The sequence below is a fragment of the Paenibacillus sp. SAFN-117 genome (assembly GCF_051966115.1).
GTDB classification, from domain to species: Bacteria; Bacillota; Bacilli; order Paenibacillales; family NBRC-103111; genus Paenibacillus_L; species Paenibacillus_L residui.
The window spans coordinates 67,838-88,403 of sequence record NZ_JBQCLK010000028.1 but is presented as its reverse complement, the minus strand read 5'-3'; the positions used below and the strand labels follow the sequence as shown (position 1 = coordinate 88,403).

At 51.7% G+C, this 20,566-nt stretch carries 13 protein-coding genes and 1 pseudogene; 7 read left to right on the top strand and 7 right to left on the bottom strand.

The features are described from left to right. Positions 1–881: 881 nt before the first annotated feature. Positions 882–2,186, bottom strand: a complete 1,305-nt coding sequence (locus tag ACTHRH_RS18005; RefSeq protein WP_440416880.1) for an aminotransferase class I/II-fold pyridoxal phosphate-dependent enzyme — start codon at positions 2,184–2,186, stop codon at positions 882–884. Positions 2,187–2,493: 307 nt separating this feature from the next. Between ACTHRH_RS18005 and kduI the strand changes: the two genes are divergently transcribed. Then, entirely contained in the window at positions 2,494–3,327 is an 834-nt protein-coding gene (gene kduI, locus ACTHRH_RS18000) for a 5-dehydro-4-deoxy-D-glucuronate isomerase (protein WP_144939862.1), read from the top strand. 70 nt (positions 3,328–3,397) lie between these two features. Here kduI and ACTHRH_RS17995 read toward each other — a convergent pair whose 3' ends face one another. Beyond that, complete coding sequence (locus tag ACTHRH_RS17995) at positions 3,398–4,039, bottom strand: pyridoxamine 5'-phosphate oxidase family protein (protein ID WP_440416878.1); 642 nt, start codon at positions 4,037–4,039, stop codon at positions 3,398–3,400. Positions 4,040–4,311: 272 nt separating this feature from the next. On the opposite strand from ACTHRH_RS17995, the gene pdxR reads away from it, so the two are divergent. Continuing rightward, positions 4,312–5,760, top strand: a complete 1,449-nt coding sequence (gene pdxR, locus ACTHRH_RS17990) for a MocR-like pyridoxine biosynthesis transcription factor PdxR (RefSeq protein WP_440416876.1) — start codon at positions 4,312–4,314, stop codon at positions 5,758–5,760. Positions 5,761–6,222: 462 nt separating this feature from the next. Here pdxR and ACTHRH_RS17985 read toward each other — a convergent pair whose 3' ends face one another. Beyond that, a complete protein-coding gene (locus ACTHRH_RS17985) occupies positions 6,223–7,470 on the bottom strand; it encodes an MFS transporter (protein WP_440416874.1) in 1,248 nt (415 codons plus the stop codon). 75 nt (positions 7,471–7,545) lie between these two features. Beyond that, positions 7,546–8,337, bottom strand: a complete 792-nt coding sequence (gene asd / locus ACTHRH_RS17980; RefSeq protein WP_150959677.1) for an archaetidylserine decarboxylase — start codon at positions 8,335–8,337, stop codon at positions 7,546–7,548. A gap of 172 nt (positions 8,338–8,509) precedes the next feature. Here asd and ACTHRH_RS17975 point away from each other — a divergent pair, with 172 nt between their 5' ends. After that, on the top strand, positions 8,510–9,472 hold the full coding sequence (locus ACTHRH_RS17975) for an acetylxylan esterase (protein ID WP_186328437.1): 963 nt from the start codon (positions 8,510–8,512) through the stop codon (positions 9,470–9,472). A 709-nt stretch (positions 9,473–10,181) separates the two neighbouring features. Here the strand turns inward: ACTHRH_RS17975 and ACTHRH_RS17970 are convergent. Then, complete coding sequence (locus tag ACTHRH_RS17970; protein ID WP_379288231.1) at positions 10,182–11,903, bottom strand: methyl-accepting chemotaxis protein; 1,722 nt, start codon at positions 11,901–11,903, stop codon at positions 10,182–10,184. A gap of 324 nt (positions 11,904–12,227) precedes the next feature. Here ACTHRH_RS17970 and ACTHRH_RS17965 point away from each other — a divergent pair, with 324 nt between their 5' ends. Genes ACTHRH_RS17965 through ACTHRH_RS17955 form a run of 3 tightly spaced genes read left to right on the top strand, consistent with a single transcriptional unit; the run spans position 12,228 to position 14,591 of the window. Next, positions 12,228–12,398, top strand: coding sequence for a cytochrome c oxidase subunit 2A (locus tag ACTHRH_RS17965; RefSeq protein ID WP_144939873.1), 171 nt, complete (start codon positions 12,228–12,230; stop codon positions 12,396–12,398). 34 nt (positions 12,399–12,432) lie between these two features. Beyond that, positions 12,433–12,903, top strand: a complete 471-nt coding sequence (locus tag ACTHRH_RS17960; protein WP_144939875.1) for a cytochrome c oxidase subunit II — start codon at positions 12,433–12,435, stop codon at positions 12,901–12,903. A 29-nt stretch (positions 12,904–12,932) separates the two neighbouring features. Then, entirely contained in the window at positions 12,933–14,591 is a 1,659-nt protein-coding gene (locus tag ACTHRH_RS17955) for a b(o/a)3-type cytochrome-c oxidase subunit 1 (protein WP_150959675.1), read from the top strand. 163 nt (positions 14,592–14,754) lie between these two features. On the opposite strand, the gene ACTHRH_RS17950 is transcribed toward ACTHRH_RS17955, so the two are convergent. Both ACTHRH_RS17950 and ACTHRH_RS17945 read right to left on the bottom strand, forming a co-directional pair. Then, a complete protein-coding gene (locus tag ACTHRH_RS17950; RefSeq protein ID WP_150959674.1) occupies positions 14,755–15,486 on the bottom strand; it encodes a Crp/Fnr family transcriptional regulator in 732 nt (243 codons plus the stop codon). Positions 15,487–15,520: 34 nt separating this feature from the next. After that, the gene (locus tag ACTHRH_RS17945) at positions 15,521–16,648 is read right to left on the bottom strand and encodes a YheC/YheD family protein (protein WP_440416870.1); all 1,128 of its coding nucleotides are present in this window, start codon (positions 16,646–16,648) and stop codon (positions 15,521–15,523) included. A gap of 240 nt (positions 16,649–16,888) precedes the next feature. Between ACTHRH_RS17945 and ACTHRH_RS17940 the strand changes: the two are divergent. Continuing rightward, positions 16,889–20,566, top strand: a pseudogene (locus tag ACTHRH_RS17940) (hypothetical protein); the annotation flags it as partial.

Here is a 20,566-nt window from a genome sequence, read left to right as displayed (position 1 = left end):
CAACCTCAGTATTACATTCACCGTTAGTTCAGTCACATCATGCAATTATGCCGATTTTCGCTCTGCGAAAGTTGAGTTAATAGGACTAACCGATATTTACTAGACTATCCCGTCCAAGTCAATGGGGCTTGGGGGATAGTCTTTTTTTCTTGTGGCGGCGACCCCCTTGACCAAGTTTTGGTCACGCCGTATGCGGACAGTTCCCGGCTCTTGTTCAACTCTACTACGAGAACCTATTCGCCAAGCTCGAAAATCAACGGACCCAATTGACGTTCTTCCGGCTATTTCACTAGTATCCCATTGCCTCAGAAAGGTCAGAGCAATAATCACCCTGTAACTAAATGAACCACTCTATCACGTATCAAATTCTAGACTATATAGTCTCTCTAATCCTGCTGAACCTAATCTACCAATTTAAAAATGCACATAAGGTCGAATGCAGCTCCTGGAACAAACTGAGTCGAAGGGATAATGGTCAAAAGGATGGGAAAAGAGACATAGGCGCACGAAAAAGTAACTGAGCGTAGGGGATAACGGTCAATAGGATGTAGACAGAGACACAGGCCCATGTAAAGTAACTGAGCGTAGGGGATAACAGTTAGAAGGACCGGGAAAGAGACACAGGCCCACGAAAAGTAGCTGAGCGTAGGGGATAACAGTCAGAAGGACGGAGACAGAGACGTGCCCATGTAAAGTAACTGAGCGTAAGGGATAATGGTCAAAAGGATGGGAAAAGAGACAACGGCCAAAAGTGCGCCGATATCATGACCGGTTTCAAGCTTCAGCACAACGAAAAAGAGCCAATCGCATGGGTTGACTCTCTTTCGTAAACATTTCGGCTTAAATCCGTATAGCTCTCTGCAATAAACGGTTATCGTTACTTAAACCGCCGCTTCTTCCAAATCTTTAACTCCTTGATAGATCAGATGGAACAGGTCTTCAATCTTCTCTTCCTCTATACACGAGAAGGCTACCCGCAGATCGGTTTCGCCCAGGGCAATTGTCCCGATTCCATATTTATCCAACAGGTGAGAACGCAGCTGTTCGGCATGCACCGATTTCAACTTAAGACACATGAAATATCCTGAATTGAAAGGATAGTATTCCCAGGCGTCATCGAATTTACCGCTGTCGAGAACGCTCTTTACTTTATTGGCGCGTCCCTTCATAATGGCGAACTTCTCTTCCTTCTGCGCTTGGAAATCCGGCGATTTCAAAGCATGCAGGACGAAGGTTTGCGACGGATGGGGCCCGCTGGAAATCGTTGCGCGGATAATGCCCAACGTCTTTTGCTCCAGGGCACTCAGGACCGCTTCGCTGGTAGAGCCGTAGGTGATGAACCCGACGCGGAAGCCCCAGACATATTCTTCCTTCGTAGCTCCGTCGACCTTAACGGGAAGGATGCGCGGATCCAGGCCGCACAGCGAGCCGAATAGGGACTCGTGAACCGAATCCTCGAAGAAGAGTCCGAAATAGGCATCGTCCGTTACGGCCACGACACGGATTCCCGCTTCAGCTCCTGCTTGGATGGCGGCAACGATTTCACGGCCTTCCTCAGGACCCGGGGTGTAACCGGTCGGATTGTTGGGGAAATTCAGGATGACTATAGCTTTTCCCTTGTCTTTCTGAGCAAGAATAGCATCCCGCAGCCCTTGGGAGTTGAACCGGTTATCGGCATTATAGAGCGGGTAATGAACGATTTCCGCTCCTCTGCGAATACCGAAGGTCAGTTCATAGTTTTCCCAGTTCTTGTCCGGGATAATGACGGCGTCCCCATGGTCTGCGAACAAGTCGGCGACAATGCTCAAGCCGTGTGTCAGAGCGTTCGTCGCGACCGGATTGCCGAAGCTCTTGCCCTCCAGGCTGGGGTTCTCCTCCAGCATCTTCTTCCTCCAGGCTGTGCGCAGCTCGGGCTTGCCGGCCGGAGGGGCATATTCATAAATATCTTTGGGAGAGTAAGCGGACAAGGTATCCTGGATAACCTTAAGATGCATAGGCTGTCCGTTCTCCAGGGCAATGCCGATCGTTGCGTTATATTTATCCGCCTTTGCCTTCGCTTCGGCGGACTGGCTAAGAATTCCCACTTTAGGGAAGTAAATTTGTTTGCCCAGTCCGGAGAGCATGCCGTAGACATGCGGGTTTTCCCGTTCGATAGTTTCGTTAAGTTGTTTAGCCAGCTCGTTCATAGAGGATTCATCCTTCCCAACAGCGATAGTAAAGATTTTAGGGAATATTATATCATTTTCCTCGCAGGGAGTCATCCGTTTCAAGGAAAGGGGTGATTGTCTCCGATCAAGGAGGAAGGCCGGGCCATAACTTGGGTTGATAGGTTTGAATAATGGAAAAATGCCGGTCTTAATTGACCGATCAATGCTGATAGTTTTGCTACGGCACGTTACCAAAAATATGGTAAATTGGCACTTTTTCATTTTATTTGTTAGTATAGTAGATGTGCACTGTTCTTTACCATTACTCAAGGAGGATTTACTAGGTATGGAAATTCGTTACGCTACTCATCCGACAGAGGTCAAGCAGTATGATACGGAGCGTCTGCGGAAAGAGTTTTTAATGGAGGGCCTTTTTGTTCCAGGCCAGCTTAAGTTGGTATACAGCCACGTAGACCGTATTATTACCGGAGGGGTTATCCCGACCAATGAACCGATTCTGCTCGATGCCGACAAGAAGGAGATGGGATCCGCGTTTTTCTTGGAGCGCCGCGAAATCGGTATCATTAACATCGGACCGAAGGGAACGGTAACCGTAGACGGTACGGACTACGAGTTGGAAACTAAAGACTGCCTGTATGTAGGAAAGGGCAGCAAAGAGGTAATCTTCAAAAGCGCGGATTCGTCCCAGCCTGCGAAATTCTACCTCAGTTCGACTCCCGCTCACAAAACCTATCCGACGGTTAAAGCGGCTCTGTCCGATGCACAGCCGAATCACCTCGGATCGATCAGCCAGTCCAATGAGCGGACAATCTATAAGTTCATCCACAATGAAGGAATTCAGAGCTGTCAGCTCGTTATGGGAATGACGCTTCTGGAGCCAGGAAATATGTGGAATACTATGCCTTGCCATACACATAATCGCCGAATGGAAACTTATCTGTACTTCGATATGCCGGAAGACGGAGTAGTGTTCCACTTGATGGGTGAGCCAACTGAAACTCGTCACCTCGTAGTCCGCAACGAACAGGCGATTATTTCTCCAAGCTGGTCGATTCACTCCGGTGTTGGAACAAACAATTACACCTTCATCTGGGCCATGGCCGGAGAAAACCAGGAATTCAGCGACATGGATATGGTCGATATGAAAGACTTGAAATAATAGGATTGAAGCCTTCCCTCGGGAAGGCTTTTTGTTTTTCCCTCAAGCCGGATGAAATCCGGTTTGCGATCTATGCCTCTGTAGAGTCGTTACCACTGTCTTTATGAGCCGGACAATATTTCCGCATCAGCCTTGCCGTCTCTTCGTCCAGTTCTCTCTTTCGGCTGTTCAGCGAGATAATAATGGATTCCCGGACCTCCTCATGCAAATTTTGGCCGAATTTGAATTTGGCAGACATCTCCATAATCTTTATGGCGAGAACGGCCACCCCTTTGATCCTTGGACGGTACTCCGGATCTTCGGCCGTAATCGGCCTGTAACCTCCTTCCGGCTGCAGCTTACTCATGAAGGCCTGCAGCGCCCCGGCTTTTTCCACAGAATCTTCCACCAATTCAGCCGTTCCTTTAATGAGGACGGATTTGAAATAGGCGGTGGCCGGACAAGCCATTTCCGGGTCGGTATAATAGGACGGGATCAGGGAATATTCCTTGGCGATCAGGAAGGTGACCTGTTTGCACGCCTTCAGATGCTTCATCTTCTGGCCGTTTCGGCTGCCGTGAAAATAGATTTTTCCCTGGTGGTAGACGTAATTGACCGGGGTGACGTGAGGCCAGCCATCCTCTCCTGTAGTGCCTAGACAGCCGTATGTCATCTCGTTCAGAAACTGCTCCACTTCCGCTTGCTCGTTCATTGAAAATTCTTTTCTCCTCAAGCCCAACACCCCTTTTTTTATGAGCTAAGCCTATAGTATTGTACTTGTACTAAATGATTTGCTTCCGTGCGGGAAGCCTATGATTGGAACAGTAAGGCCGGATTCTTCAAGATCACTTTTTAAAATACTCCTGGATCCTTCTGCTGTCCATTTGCTAACAATCCTAATCGTTTTATTGACATGAAAAAAGATCCATTTTACTCTATTTTTAATAGGCCACTGAGGATGGAGAATAGATTGCCGGAAGCCTTATACACACGGAGGTGAATGAAATGGATTTCCAGGTTCATTATTTGGAATATACCAAGCGCTATCCGGCCAAATATGAAGCGCTGTTTCAGGCGATAAAAGACGCGATTACAGACGGGAGGCTGCCTTATCGGACCCGGCTCCCTTCGACAAGAGAACTGGCGAAGCTGTATGCGGTATCGCGGGGAACGGTCAATGTCGCTTACGAAATGCTCGCAGCTGAAGGGTATATTGCCTCTCAGACCGGGAAAGGGACGTTCGTTACCCGGAAAGCCGCCCCATCCGGGCAGGCGGACCGGCCCGCGGTCCCGCTGCGGTTTTCCCCGTGGGGGAAACGAATGGCCGAGCTGCCGATGCGTTCCTTTGCTGCAGGGCATAAGGGGGTCCCGGACCGGATCAGCTTTCATATCGGAGAGCCTGATTTGACTGTCTTTCCGAATTCGATATGGAATAAATATTTATATGCCCAGGTCAGAATGCAGGGGGAAAGATGGCTGGAAGATGCATACGAAACTGCCGGACATGCTCCGCTGCGCCGGGCGATCGCCCATCACATAGGCCGGACAAGGGGAATACGGGCAGAGCCGGATGATATTGTCATCGTGAACGGATCGATGCAGGCGATCGGCTTGCTCGTCATGCTGCTTGTGGCCCCGGAAGACCCTGTCGTAATGGAAAATCCGGGATATGGCGGGTTTCGCCATGCGGTGCTGGCCGCCGGAGGAAAAATTCTGGCAGCGTCGGTGGACGAGGAGGGAATCGTGCCCGAAGATTGGGAGGCGCGATTGGCGCTGGTGACCCCCGGGAGACAGTTTCCGACGGGACATGTATTGACGATGGAACGGAGGCTGAAGCTGCTGGAATGGGCCTCCAGGAAGGGAGGAATCGTAATAGAGGATGATTATGACAGCGAATTCCGTCATCGCGGCAAGCCGCTGGAGCCGCTGAAGGTGCTGGATCGGGAGGACCGGGTGGTGTTCATCGGAACATTTTCCAAAACGATGCTGCCCCGGCTTCGCATCGGTTATGCCGTGCTTCCCCGCAGCCTTCGTGAGGTTTTTGTTAAAGCGAAGCAGCTGTTCGAGCCTCATCCAACGGCAGTGCTGGACCAAGCGGCACTGGCTGTCATGATGAACAGCGGTCAATATGAGCGGCATCTCAGGCGGATGCGAAGAGTGTACAGCCGTAAATACTCGGCACTGCTGGATAGACTGAAGGGACGGCTGTCCCACTTATTCGAGCCTGTGGAATCGGAAGCCGGACTGCATTTGTTCGCATGGTGGAGACGCTCGCCCGAACAATTTGCGGAATACGCCGCAGCCTGCCGCGAGGAAGGGGTGCAGTGGTCCGAGACCTCTTCCTACTTTGTCGGAAAAGCTGGATGCTCTGCCTGTTTCGGCTTCTCCCATCTGAGCTTGTCTGAAATAGAAGAGGGCATCGAACGGATGGTCCGAGCGTGGCAGCGGATATAACAGCTCAACGAGCCAACCAAGCTTTTGCACAAACTAGCTGCGGTTTTTCCACTTAGTGACCGTCTTTCGCTTCAGAGGAACAAACTAGCTGTATGAAATCCAGTTAGACGCGCGATTCTGCGATTACGGCACACGTCAAGGATATTTAACGAGTTTCAAGCTGCGAAAGTGGAGTGATGAGAAATAACGCCCAATAGACAGGTCTGAAGCCAATCAAATGTGAATTCATCTATACAATGGGGCGTCTCTGAACGAGAAAACCTCCGGGCCTCTCTACAGAGGCGCCGGAGGTTTATTAATTTATAAGTTAGGGGCTCCCCGCAAAGTACTCGGAATATGCTTCAGAGGCTATACGTCACTTTGTGGGGGGTTTACAGAGGCTCCCCGCAAAGTACTCGGAATATGCTTCGGAGGCTATACGTCGATGGCGACCGACAGGTCATGTATGTTTGTGGGGTTATTTTATTCCTCTCCCATTTCCGCATTCCATTCCCTGATTTTGCGGTCCGAAGGAAGCAGCATCGTCAATATCCCTATTATCGGCAGGAAGCCGCAGGCAATCATTGTGAAGGAAATCGACGTAAGGTCGATCAATTTCCCGAGAGCGACGGCTCCCAGCGCCCCCATCCCGAAGGCCAGGCCGACAATGAGACCGGAGACGGTGCCGATCTTGCCGGGCATAAGCTCCTGGGCGTACACGACGGATACCGAGAAGCTGGAAAGGAGGATAAATCCGATCAGCAGAAGCAGGACGAACGCCCATACCTGACCGACAAACGGCAGCAAAATAGCGAACGGAGCCGAGCCGAGCATAGAGAAGGCCAGAATGTTCCTCCTGCCGAATCTGTCCGCCAGGGGTCCTCCCAACAGAGTCCCCAGCGCGCCGGCGGCCAGAAAGGCAAAGATGAAATATTGCGCGGTTTCCTTGCTGATCCCGAAATTTTCTATCGCATAGAACGAGTAATAATTAGAGATCGCCGCATGGTACCAGGACCGGGCAAAGACGAGAAAAACGAGCAGATACAGGGCAACGGTGATCTGCTTCTTCCGCTCGGCCTGCAATCCGGACGCCCGGCTGCCGCGAGTCTTCGGCTTCGGAGGATGGGCCGCCAAATAACCGCGGTACCATCTGGTAATGTACATCTGCACTCCGATCGCCGCTGCCGCAACGACCGTAAACCAGGCCGCTCCGGACAAACCGAGGCGGTAAAAAATAAAAATAGCCATCAGCGGAGCCAACGCTTGGCCGGCGTTGCCGCCTACCTGATAAATCGATTGCGCCAGCCCTCTTCTCGATCCGGCGGCCATGTAAGAAACGCGGGAGCCTTCCGGGTGGAAGACAGCCGAACCAAGGCCAACGAGAAGCACCGAAAGCAGCATCATGGTATAGTTGCCGGCAAATGCGAGCGTAAGCATCCCGGCAAAAGTAAAGACCATTCCCAACGGCAGGAGGAATGGCGAGGGCTTGGAATCGGTATAGGCGCCCACTATGGGCTGCATGATGGAGGCCGTGAAATTGAGCGAAAAGGTAAGCAGACCGATTTTCGTGTACGAAAGCCCCATCGAGTCCTTCAAGATGGGATAAATGGCGGGGAACACCGCCTGGATCGAATCGTTAAACAGATGGACCAGACTAACGAGAAAAAGTATCCGATACAAAGTCGGCTTTGGATCCGGCCGGGCTATGCCGGCCGCTACAGCGGTTTGCATATGTTGTAACCTTCTTCCCATGAATGAAAAATCTTATGTTCTTAGCGAAAAATCAATAAATCGAACCGTCAGTCATCACTTCTTGCTATGAAAGGTTCCGAGCCGTTCCCCCATCTTGACCTTGCTGCCGATGGCCAGGCCGTCTCTCGGATCGAAGGTGCCGTTCTCCATGAGGAGGACGACGGTGGAGCCGAACTCGAAATAGGCCAGCTCATCTCCCGCCGCGAGCTCATTCGGCAAAGGCTCGACATACTGAATGCTGCTGACATTCAGGGCTCCGACCTTGACGACCGCAAGCTCTCCGAAGGGATGCTTGAGGTAAGTAACGAGCCGTTCATTCCGGCTGAGCACCCTTCTCATGTAGCGAAGGCCGAACTCGTTCACCGGGTATACCTTGCCCGGAATATGCTCCTTCTCGATCACCGTTCCCGACACCGGAGAATGAATCCGGTGATAATCGGTAGGGCTAAGGTATAGCACATAATAGAAGCCGTCTTTGTAGTTAAGCTGTCTCGGGGATTGATTCAGCAATTCTTCCAGCGTGTAATCCTGCCCCTTCACGTTAACAATCTGTCCGGACGCTATCGTCCCCATCCCCGTGATGGCGGCGTCAACCGGACTGATTAAAGCCTCGGCGGTCGTATCAATCGGTCGCAATCCGGATTTCAGTCGGCGGGTAAAGAAATCGTTCAACGATTTATATTCAGCCACAGGCTTCTCGGCATCTTCTATTCGAATTCCATATGATTTGGCGAACCATGGAATTAGAGAGCGGCTTATTTTCGATTTGGCAAAGGCTCCGGTCAATCGGGAAACCGATTTTCGCGAAGAAAGTTCGGTAAGTAAACGAAAAAATCGTTTTGCCATATAGTGTATTCACCTGTTTTCCCATGAATTAATAATCTATGAGGACTATCTTGACATAGAAGGAACGACAAATCAATAACCTAATCCATACATATTTACGTTAAGTGCGATTCTGTAGTACATTCAAGAGGATAGTTTAATATATGAAAATAGTGAGAGAGGATGTATGGAAATGCCTTTAGTAGACATGCCCTTGTCCGAGCTGGAGAAATATAAGCCGGCACTGACGGCGGAGCCGGATTTTGACGCCTTCTGGGGGGAGGCTAAACGCGAATCGTCGGCTGTTCCTCTGCAGGCTAAAGTGGTTCCGGTCGATTATCCGGCCAAGAATGTATCGGTATACGATGTCACTTACAACGGAATGGATGGAACGCCTATTCATGGAATCTATCTCGTTCCCAACGAATCCATGACTAAGCGCCCGATGCCGGTCATCGTTAAATACCACGGGTACACCGGCAGGGCGGGCAGACCCCAGGATTATATGCACTGGGTATGTATGGGGATCGCCGTCTTTGCCATCGATGTGAGAGGGCAGGGCGGGCTGTCACCCGATTACGCCCAATATCCAACCGGCAGCGCCCCGGGATGGATGACCTTGGGGATTCTTGATCCTTCGCGCTATTACTACAAACAAGTTTATATGGACTGCGTTCGGGCAATCGATTTCGTATGTGAACGTGAGGAGATCGACACCTCCCGCATTATCGTCTCAGGCAACAGCCAGGGCGGGGGCCTGACACTGGCGGCAGCGGGCCTGGATGACCGGCCGAAGCTGGCCCTGCCGATTTTCCCGTATCTGTGTGACTTCCGCCGTGCGCTGGAAATCTATACGACCGGACCGTATGCCGAGATCAGAAACTGGTTCCGCATCTACGACCCGGAGCACGAACAGGAAGCGCAGGTATACAGAACGCTCAGCTACTTCGACGGAATGAATCATGCCGCAAGGGTGGAAGCCAAGACGATGATGGCCATTACGCTTCAGGACACCACCTGTCCGCCTTCGACTTGCTTCGCCGCCTTCAATCATCTTCCCGGGGAGAAGGAAGCGAAGATTTATCCGGACTTCGGTCATGAGGGGCTTCCGTTTCATGAACTGGCTATGATGCGTTTTGTGGAAAAGCATCTGTAGTCAAGAACTTTGACAGGCTCTCCGTTAGCAGAGGGATAAGCCGGCATATCATACAATGCCCGGATGAGGGGAAATGGGCCGTCCATTAGGGCCGTTTGACAGAAGGCAAAGCCGATTCGACAAAATTAGAAGCTGACAGGTGTAAAAACTTCCCATCAAATGACATACAATGTGCCACGCATAAGCTATACTATTGTTGCAAGCCGTCATCATTTTATCCTGGACTGTTCAATGCTTCATTATTTCAATGGAAGGGGAGAGCAGGTATGGCACTCGCTAAATTTTATTGTGTGGAATGTAATCATTTGATCTCGGAGGAAAACGCCGGGTCAATTTTTCGTACGGGCTTCTATCGGAGGGGCGTCCCTCTAGGTCAATGCCGTGAATGCAGGGACAATAACACGTCTCATGTGCCTCGTTATACATTAAGGGATACATACAGCTCCAAGCTGGGTTAGCCGGTCATCTATATTTGTGGATAACCGTTCCGTTCAGGCATATCGACCCGTGGACGGAATAGCGAAATTAAAGAGGTTGTCTCATAAGTCGATCTATAATTTTTCAAGCCCCACCTAGAGTTAATTTGGCAACTAAAAAAAGGACCCCGTTCCCACACCAGTGGGATTTGAGGTCCTTTTTGCTTCGTTTTTTGGATGTTTCGTTTTATGCGAACGCTTTTGGGACACCCCTTTAGTTGTCCTGTATTTGCTTATGACAATCTGAACCTGGCTATCGCTTCCTGCAAATTCTCTGCCACACGGGTGAGATCGTTCGCCGAGGCGGAAATTTCCTGTACCGCCGCCAATTGCTCCTCTGTCGTTGCAGCGACCGTCTGCGCGTTGCTCAGCGCTTCCCGGGCTATGGAAGCCGATTGCTCGACGGATGCCAGCACCTCTTGCGAGCCGGCGGACATCTGTTCCGTAACGGCGGAGGTCTCATCGATTTGCCGGACCATCTGCCTGATCGCCTCAAGAATGGCCTCGAAGGCTTGTCCTGCCTCGTTGACGACCAACGTTCCCTGCTCCACATCGCGTGAGCCCTGCTCCATGGACTGCACGGCCTTCATAGTATCCCCCTGAATCTCCTCAACCAATTGGCTGACCCTCTGTGCAGATTGCTCCGACTGAGCGGCCAAATTGCGGATTTCTTTAGCCACTACCCCGAAACCGCGGCCTTCTTCACCAGCACGGGCTGCCTCAATTCCCGCGTTTAACGAGAGAATGTTCGTCCGGCCAGCGATGGAGGAAATTTCATAGACAATCTGTCCAATTTGCTCCGAGCGCTGATGCAGCCGGTCGATCGCTTCCGCCAGCTGCCTGACGGACATACCGATTGTAGCCATCTGGTTGACCGCTTGTTGGGCGAGCTGGGATCCTTGCTCCGCCTGGTGTTCGGCATTCTGGGAGTTGTCCGCGATGATTCCGGCGGATTCGGCCACCTTCTGAATGCCGACGGCCATTTCCTCCATCGCCCGAGCCATCTCTTCCGAGCGCACCATCGTATTCTCCGCGCCTTCGGCCATCTGCTGTACGCTCTGAGAGACCGAATGGGCGGATTCGGCGGTCTGTTCGGAGCTGGCTGCCAGCTCCTGGGACGCTGCCGCTACTTGCGCGGACGAATCGCTGGCCTGGCGGATGACCGATCTTAATTGCTCGACCATCCGATTGACCGCTGCCGCCATTTCGCCGGCCTCGTCGCGGTTGCGGATGACGATGGGCTCAACCGCCAGATTGCCGGATGTGATATCATTCATGGTTCGGGTCACGCGGGCGAGCGGGGAGGAGATCATTTTGGCAAGGGAGCCTGCAACGATCAACCCTATCAATAGACCAGCAGCAATCGCTATCCAACCCAATCTTGTGCTAAAGCCGTATTGCTTCCGGGTTTCTTCGCTGGTTTCATTTGCCATCTTCCAATTCAGCTCGGTAAGCGGCAGCAATTTCTCCTGAGCTTCGAGCAAGATAGCCGTTCCATTCTGGAGGCTCTGGATCGCTCTCTCTTTATCTGCTCTGCTGAGATCGATCATCTGTTCATTCCAGGCCAGAAACTTCGACCAGCCAATGTTGAAATCGTCAAACAGATCTCTTTCTTCCTCCAACGTAATGGTTTTCTCATAAGTCAAGAGCAGTTCCTGGATAGTATCGATTTGCTGCTTTCTTTCCTCCATGAGCCTTTCCTCTTCTTCTCCGGAAGAGAGCAGCAGGAGCAATGTTTTGGCGCGAAAATCATTCAGAGCGGCTTCGGTTTTATGAATCGTCGCCATTCCCGGCATCCAGTCCGTCAAGACCGTTTCCATCTTGTTATTAATGCTCCGCATTCCGGACAAGTTCATGAGGGATGATACGGTTGTCAAGGCCAGGAGAAGCAGAAAACCTCCCATTATTTTTTTCCCTACCGTAATTCTTAATGCGGATTTCAATTTTTGTTTCATTGGCTTCATTTGTCACCTCTACGTAGAAAATTTACCCATAGAAACTTTATCGGCATTGTTTCGACAAAATTCAACATGTATTTTTAAAAGAATAAGAGCCCGATGATGCGAGAGCTCTCCACTATTTAAACCTGTATGATCTTCTGGCCGATACGGCTCGTCGCCTGAATTTTCAATGCGTTTGTAAAAGTGGCGAAATTAAGTAGATTCCATTGCGATCCTGTGAACTGTGACTTTTGTCATAGTGAAGGCCGGGACCTGACTCCTACAATAAGCTTAAACAGCGCCGCTTTAAGGGCGCGCGGCAGGAAGGGGGAACCTAAGATGCAGCAACCGATAGCTACCCAAAAAGACAGCAAGGCCAAAACTCCACCATCTCCGGTTAACGAAGAGAAAGAAACGTTAAAAGGAACATTCGCTGCGGTTTTGATGCTCGGAGGATTTATCGCCTTGACCTGGTTGGGCGTATTTCTTCTATACATCGTTCGCAGTTAGTTAAGAGAAACCGCAACATAAAGGAGAGGCTCTTATGCATATTCATCGGCTGGAAAAGATTTGGTTAATCATTGGAATATCCATGCTGGTCATCTTTTTGGCTGTGCTTGGAGTCGGCACTTTCGCAATGGGCGTGGCGCCGCCGGGAGGGCATCACCATTCGATAGACCCCGAAACGGTGACGGAGAAAGAACCTTTCAACAATCCGGGCTTACGGCAGATTGGCGAGAACGAATATGAAGCCGTCATGCTGGCCTTTGCTTTCGGCTACAGTCCCGAGCAAATGGAGGTGCCGGTTGGCGCCAAGGTTCATTTTGTCGTTACCAGTACGGATGTGGTCCATGGCTTTGCCATTCCGGGAACTAACGTGAACATGATGGCTGTGCCCGGGGAAGTCAATACGATCAGCCATACTTTTAATGAGCCCGGGGAATATTTAATTCTCTGCAATGAGTATTGCGGTGCGGCGCACGAAATGATGATGACGACGATCATTGTACGATAACGGACGGTCAATCGGGGAGGTTGGAATCTATGGAGACGAATACTAAACAAGCATTGCCGATAGACCGGCGGGATGCCACTCTGGTTCTGGCACATGTGCTTCTGGCATTTGTGGCGCTGCTGCTCGGGGGGATTGCCGGAGTGCTGCAAGGTCTGGTCAGAGGAGGGCTAATTACCCTGCCATCGGGAATCGGTTATTATCAATTGCTAACAGCGCATGGTGTGCTGATGGCTCTTATTTTTACCACTTACTTCATTATTGGATTTATGCTGTCGGGAGTAGCGAAGACGACCGGAGGCCGGCTGCTCCCGTTATCGCGGAAGCTGGGCTGGATCGGATATGTGCTGATGACGGCCGGCACCGTAATCGGAACGATTTTTATCCTGCTGAATAAGGCGACCGTTTTGTATACCTTCTATGCGCCTATGCAGGCTTCCCCGTGGTTCTATATTGCTCTGGTGCTTGTCGTGGCCGGAAGCTGGATGAGCGGGATTGCCATGTTTCATAATTATCGGCAATGGAAGAAGACGAATCGCGGCAAATTATCGCCCCTGTTTGCGTTCATGGCCGTTGTGACGATGATTATGTGGATGGTGGCTACGGTTGGTGTCGCCCTGGAGATCATTCTCCAGCTCATTCCCTGGTCCTTCGGCTGGGTGGAGCGGGTTAATGTCATGCTGAGCCGCACCTTGTTCTGGTTCTTCGGTCACCCGCTCGTCTACTTTTGGCTGCTGCCGGCTTATATTTGCTGGTACGTGGTCATTCCCAAGGTCATCGGCGGCAAAATGTTCAGCGATGCGCTGGCACGCCTTTCGTTTCTGCTGTTTCTATTGTTTTCGATTCCGGTCGGCTTTCACCATCAACTGATGGAGCCGGGCATCTCGGACTTCTGGAAATATTTGCAGGTCGTGCTTACGATGATGGTTGTCATCCCGTCTCTCATGACCGCCTTCTCGTTGTTTGCGACATTCGAACGAACCGGCAGGGAGAAGGGGGCCCGGGGCCTGTTCGGCTGGTTCAAAATGCTTCCGTGGAAGGATGTACGTTTCTTCGCCCCGTTCATGGGCATGCTCATATTCATCCCGGCCGGCGCCGGAGGAATTATCAATGCCAGCAACCAGGTGAATGCCGTAGTGCATAATACGCTGTGGGTTACCGGCCATTTCCACCTGACGGTCGCAACGACAGTAGCGCTTACCTTCTTCGGCATTACGTACTGGCTGATCCCTTCCATCACGGGGAGGACACTTACCGCTCGTATGCATAAACTGGGGATTGCGCAGACGATCATCTGGGCCGTAGGAATGTTCTTCATGTCCGGCTCGATGCATACTGCCGGATTGTTCGGCTCCCCGCGTCGTACGGCATTCACGACTTACCAGGATCATCCGGATGCCGTCTTCTGGATGCCGTACCATGTGGCGATGGCGGTCGGCGGAACCATCCTGTTCATCGGTGTTGTGCTGATGGTCTACAACGTTGTCGCCCTGCTGAGAGCACCCAAAGGATATACCGAATATCCCTTGGCCGAAGTTGCGGAAACGGCGGAGCAAACCCCGCGTTTGTTCGAGCGCTGGGGAGTATGGATATCGCTTGTCGTTATCCTCATTCTGGTCGCTTACTCCGTACCGATGATGGATATGGTCAATAACCCCGTTCCGGGTTCGAAGCCTTTTGTCACCTGGTAAGATTCAGGTTATCTAACCTTCGGAAACTGAAGAACCTCGGATTCCGCCCTAATGGTGGTTTCCGAGGTTCCTTAGTTTATAATTTCATAAGTTCCGGGGCTCCCCGCAAAGTACCCGGAATAAGCTTCGAAGGCTATGCGTCACTTTGTGGGGAATTCCGCGCCTAGATGCGGCAGATTTCCGCGGGGCAGTCCGGGCAGCGGACGACCCGCTTGAGGCTCGACAGCTCGCGCACGACGATGTGTCCCTTCTCGTAGCCGATGATGCCTTCTTCTTTGAAAGCTGCAAGCATCCGGTTGACACTCTCCCGGCTCGTTCCGATCATATTGGCCAAATCGCTGTTAGACAGCTTGAGCCGAATGTAGATCCCATCTTCCACAGGCTCGCCGTAAGAATTGGTAAGGCGGATTAAGGTTGAGGCTAGGGCGCCCTTTTTGCCGTACAGGATCAGATCGCGGAATTTGGATTCGGTCGTTCGCTGCATGAGACTCATCCATTTGATGAACTGCAGGGCAAATTCTCCGCTCTCCGAGATCAATTGCTCCAGCTCCTTCTGCTGAATGACGCCTATCTCCGAATTTTGTACCGCGACGGCATCGTAAGAATATTGGACGGGGGCATAGCTCGCGAATTCCCCGAAGAAGTCTCCCTCTTGTAAATAGAATAGAATGAGATCTTTGCCGTCATCTGTAGATTTGGTAATCCTGATCTTCCCTTTTTTAACAAAAAAGAGGTGCTCTGCAGGTTCCCCCTCCCAGAACAAGTGAGAGCCTTTGGCCACGGAATGATCGTTCATCAGCCTGCTTAGCTGTTGGAAATGATCTTCCGCCAGAAAGTGGCCAATCTGATAATGAAGCTCATTCTTCTTCGGCTCGCATAGATTTGATGGGGACATGAGAAATTCCTCCTTGAGAAGCACTGTCCTTCTATTATAAACGATTTATGCTTGAAACTGTATGAGGAATATCTGTGTCCTCCCGCTTTTCCAAATAATCCAGCAAATAACTGGCGTAACCGATCGGGTGATGGCAGGACGCGGCCCACAGCTCGATTCTCCCGGTCTTCCGGAAAACATGGCCGACATCGGGAAGCCATCTTAGAAAGACGGGAATATCGGGCTCCTTCAGTCCGATCTCCATTCCGATGTCGGCCAACGAAGGCAGATACTGGCTAAGCTGCTCGCCGATGGCAACGGCTACCCTCTCTATTTCCTCCAGCAACGTAATTCCGTTGGCGGACAGCTTGGATTCCAGATGCTTCACGAACGGTTCCTTCTCCACATTCTCCTCCGGCTTCCACTCTTCGGAATCGGTATGGATCTCTTCCGGTTTTTCCACCAAACCTGTCAGCTGCCATTTCCCGGTTTCATTTCGCTGTACGCAGACATAGAAGAGAGCCGGCCTTCCGTCCCATCTCACCATGGAGACAGAGGGTCTGATCACATATTTGTTGTACAGCTCAATCAGAGTTTCCTCTTCCGTATGGAGCAAGCTCTGCGGAGAGTCCTCACCCGGATTTGACGTTCCGCTAAATATCCACTCTCCTTCCTCATTTTTCACGAGCTCGCGATACCCTCTATGGATTAAGGCGCTCCCCTTTTCCAATACGACGGAGGGATAGAGCTCAAGCATTCTTCGTAAGACTTCGGGAGAGAACGGATAAATAATCGGAAGATGAGGATGGAGGGAGGGATCGAGTGATAGTAAATGGCGAATGTCCGGCAAGCTGTATCGGTTGCAGGCATTGAATACGATCCGGCCTCCGGCGGTAGACCAGCGGGCCAGGAAATCGATGGACGGCTGCTTCCGGTATATCGCCCGGTTATACACAACAGTCGGAGTCTTCACGGTGACTCTTCTGTATGCTCCCTGTTTCCGGAGGATCGCCTTCACTTTCTTTCCTCCGCTCTTCAAGTCTTTTAAACGTAAATAACAAGGATTTACCCCGTATTTGGCGCCAGCCTCCTCATACTGATTCAGCAGAGCGACGTCCCCGGCTCCGTACAGAATTCGTCTGTATACCGGATCATTGACCAAGATTCCGACTAACCGCCCCATGACGCTCCTCCTTCCTGAAATCATCATATGTTATATGAAACTTGACGGTAACCGGAAAATCCATATGGCCGGGAGGCGTTATTTCATTTAAGCCGAAAGCCGTTCCGCTTGAGTAGTTATTGCATGCGGCAGTTGGGTGGGCGTCTAATTTCCTTTGAAATTAGATTTATAGGTGACCGCCCTGTCAGGCTCCGCATATGTTACAAATGACCAGGTAACTTGCAAGGGAGGAGTCGAGCGATGAAAAAACGAAAGGCATCACCTTCCAGAAAACGCGTACGGGAACGCGGGACGTTCATAGACGCTAATTTGTCGGAGTTGAACTGGCTGGATGACGATATTTACCGGGTGGAAGACAACCCCAAGGATAAAAAGGGGAGAACGGAAATCAGGCAAGTTAGGGAAAATGAAGATGGAACCGTCAAGAACGGATTGCAGCTTCACAGGATGGTACTGGAGAAGAAGAAGGAACGGGCCGGTCATGTTCCTGTACCCAGGCCGCCGCAGTCTCATCATGTCATTTCCCCTTCCGAGCCCAGGGAGGAAATTACGGATACTTCTACAAAAGACAGGGAACAGCAGTCCGTATCTGGCGTCCAAGAGGACTTAAGCTTTCAGGAGGATAAAAATAGTTCTGATACCGCCCATACGGAAAGTAAAGCCCGAGGAGAAGAGGGAAGGGTGGAGTCCAAGATGGCCTCTAACGAAGCTCAAGAAAAACGCTCTTCAACGGATCGTCCGGATAAGATGGCGGTATTGGATAGAAAGACGGAAATGCCGAATACCCCCATCATCTATACGGATGATCTGGTGGATGCGGCGGTTACCGGGGAGAAAATCGCCCCTCATGCGATTGATTCCCGCAAGCTAAAGCCCGGAAGCGTAACGACGGAGGCACTGGAGGATTTTGCCGTGTCCACCGAGAAGCTCGGCAACGGGACCGTTACCGGAATCAAGCTGGCCGAACAGGTGGTGGAAGAGAAGCACCTCATGGATCGGTCTATTTCCGGAGCCAAGCTCAAGGATTATTCCATATCCGGGGACAAGTTAAAGGATAACAGCATAACATCCGCCAAGCTGGCGGACAAAACGATTGATTCGATCAAAATTGCGGACGGCTCCATTCAAGCCAAGCACCTTCATCCCAACTCGATCTCGACGGAGCTTATCCAGGATCAGGCCATTACTACCGAGAAGATCAAGAGCGGCGCCATCCTTTCCAGCAATTTGGGCAATCAGGTTATCAATTCCGCCAAATTGGCCGACGGGGCGGTAACTACGGATAAACTGCGCGACGGGGCCGTCGTGTCAGATAAAATCTGCCCTAACAGCATAACTGCGGTACATCTTCAAGAGGAATCGGTGGAAGGAAGACATATCCGTGGCCGGTCTATCGGCAACAATCACTTGGCGGATGGCTCCATAACTCATGCCAAGCTGGCGGACCAGGCGGTACAATCCCAGAACATTGCTCCCCAGGCGATTGGAACAAGACATATGCAGGAGAAATCTTTGACCAGCGCTCTATTTGCGAAGGAGGCCGTCGATTCCGACATCCTTGCTTCTGAATCGGTCTTATCCAGACATATAGCAAGGGAGCAAATTACTGCCGAGCATCTGGCCTACCATGGGGTGACGCACTCCAAGCTTGCCGACGGAAGCGTCTCACGGGAGAAAATCACGGATGGGGCGGTAAGCGGTGAGAAACTGGCCGATGGAGCGGTTGGAACCACGAAGCTGGCACCTGATTCCATTCTTAGTGAGCATTTGACAGACGGCTGCGTCACACGGGAAAATCTGGCTCATCTTTCCGTAGAGGCTCATCATCTGAACCGCCATTCCGTCTCCGCGCAGCACATTCAGGACCGGGCGGTTTCGACCTCGGCCATTATGGATGAAGCGATCACCACTATAAAGCTGGCTGCGGGAGCCGTCACGAAGGAAAAGCTTAGCGAAGATTCGGTCGATAGCATTCATATTGTGTCCGAGGCCATTCGCGGCTACCATTTGCCAGCGGATGTCATCCGGACCTATCACCTGGACAGCGAGTCGGTAAGTGAGGATAAGCTGGCTCCGGAATCCGTCAACGGAAGCAAAATCAGAAAACAGGCCATAGGGACCCAACACCTGGTCGACGGTGCGGTGACGAGCGGGAAGCTTGCGCCTCAAGCAGTTAAGAGCGAGCATTTGGCCGACAGGTCGGTAACGACTGCACATCTCCATCCGCAGTCAGTCGGTTCGGAACAGCTTCAGGAAAACTCGGTGACAACCCATGCGCTGAGAGACAGCAGCATAACGACAAGCAAGCTGGCTACAGGGAGCGTAACTGCCGACAAGCTGGATATCGAAATTGTGTCCGGCAAGCACATTAAGACCGAAACGGTTCAAGGACGTCATATACAGCAGGGCAGCATTCAGGGCCGGCATTTGGAAAAAGGAGCGGTCCAAATGGACCATTTGGCTGCTCACAGCGTGGATGAGAGCAAGGTGAAGCCGGGCTCCATCCATACAGAGCAATTGGCCGGCGCGGCGGTGACGTCGGAGAAGCTGGCGACCGGGTCTGTCTTAAGCGGGCATATCGCCCATAAAGCGGTTCATACGGAACATCTGGGAGAGCGGATTATCCAGGAGACGCATCTCAAGGAAGGCTCCGTGACGGAGGATATTCTGGGCAAGGAGGCGGTAACGGGAAGCAAGCTGGCTCCCGGGGCCGTGACCTTCGACAAGCTCGCAGAGCAATCTGTCGGAGGAATTCACCTGCAGGAGCAGGCCATCGGCGAAGAACATCTTAGAGATGAGATGATAGCCCCCCGCCATTTAATGAAGGAGGCTTTTACATCCAATATTTTCGCCGACCAGGGGATAGACGGCAGCAAGGTGAAATCGTTGACGATCGATACCGAACAGCTGGCCAACGGTTCGGTGACCGCCGAGAAGATCATCTCGGGAGCTATACATGGCTATCACTTGGCAAATCATTCGGTGTCGACAGAGCATTTGGCCGGCCGCATTGTCGGTCCAGCCCATATCCAAGAGAATGCGGTAAGCGGGCCGATGCTGCAGAATGAATCGATCACCTCCGACAAGCTGGCTCCCGGTGCAGTGAACAGCACCATTCTTGAAGAAGAAACGGTCGAAAGCAGGCATATCCGTCTGAAGTCGATTGGCGAAGGGCATATTCAGGATGGAGCGGTAGTCGCCCGCCATATTCAGCCTGAAGGATTGACCGGAGCGCATCTGGCTCCTGAGAGTATAGACGGCTCTCGACTCCAACCGGGGAGCATAGGCCGTTTTCATTTGGAAGAACAGACAGTTACCGGAGCGCATCTGGCTCCCGGTGCGGTCGCCTCCGAGCATCTTCAACCGCAATCGATTCTGGCAGACCATCTGCGGCCGGGATTGATCGAAACCGGGCATATTCAGGAAGGAGCGATTACCGCCGAGCTGCTGCAGAAGGAGACGATCACCTCCGATAAGCTGGCATTGGGAGCAGTCACCGCAGAGGTGCTGGAGGAAGGAGCGGTCGAAAGCCGGCATATTAAACAGGATGCGATCCGCGGCTATCATATTCATATCGGATCGATTCTCGGCCGACACATTCAGACGGAAGCGATTCATGCCCGCCACATCAAGAAAGGGATACTGACATGGGATCATTTTGAGGAGCCGGGAGTGGACGCTTCGCTCGTTCGAAATTTGAGTGTAGAATCCGAGCAGATTGTCAATGGAGCGGTAACCGGGTCAAAGCTTGCAGTAGAATCGGTTGGCAGTGAGCATATCGTCAGCGAAGCGGTAAGCTCCGATCATATAGCCCCCGAAGCGGTGACGGAGGAGCATCTGAAGGATGGAGCAGTAACCGGACCGAAACTTGCAGTAGAATCGGTTGGCAGCGAGCATATAGTCAGCGAAGCGATAAGC

Bases quoted from the DNA above. Each gene is read 5' to 3' on its own strand.
- ACTHRH_RS18005 (WP_440416880.1), bottom strand. From the start codon at position 2,186: ATGAACGAGCTGGCTAAACAACTTAACGAAACTATCGAACGGGAAAAC.
- kduI (WP_144939862.1), top strand. From the start codon at position 2,494: ATGGAAATTCGTTACGCTACTCATCCGACAGAGGTCAAGCAGTATGAT.
- pdxR (WP_440416876.1), top strand. From the start codon at position 4,312: ATGGATTTCCAGGTTCATTATTTGGAATATACCAAGCGCTATCCGGCC.
- ACTHRH_RS17985 (WP_440416874.1), bottom strand. From the start codon at position 7,470: ATGCAAACCGCTGTAGCGGCCGGCATAGCCCGGCCGGATCCAAAGCCG.
- asd (WP_150959677.1), bottom strand. From the start codon at position 8,337: ATGGCAAAACGATTTTTTCGTTTACTTACCGAACTTTCTTCGCGAAAA.
- ACTHRH_RS17975 (WP_186328437.1), top strand. From the start codon at position 8,510: ATGCCTTTAGTAGACATGCCCTTGTCCGAGCTGGAGAAATATAAGCCG.
- ACTHRH_RS17970 (WP_379288231.1), bottom strand. From the start codon at position 11,903: ATGAAACAAAAATTGAAATCCGCATTAAGAATTACGGTAGGGAAAAAA.
- ACTHRH_RS17965 (WP_144939873.1), top strand. From the start codon at position 12,228: ATGCAGCAACCGATAGCTACCCAAAAAGACAGCAAGGCCAAAACTCCA.
- ACTHRH_RS17960 (WP_144939875.1), top strand. From the start codon at position 12,433: ATGCATATTCATCGGCTGGAAAAGATTTGGTTAATCATTGGAATATCC.
- ACTHRH_RS17955 (WP_150959675.1), top strand. From the start codon at position 12,933: ATGGAGACGAATACTAAACAAGCATTGCCGATAGACCGGCGGGATGCC.
- ACTHRH_RS17950 (WP_150959674.1), bottom strand. From the start codon at position 15,486: ATGTCCCCATCAAATCTATGCGAGCCGAAGAAGAATGAGCTTCATTAT.
- ACTHRH_RS17945 (WP_440416870.1), bottom strand. From the start codon at position 16,648: ATGGGGCGGTTAGTCGGAATCTTGGTCAATGATCCGGTATACAGACGA.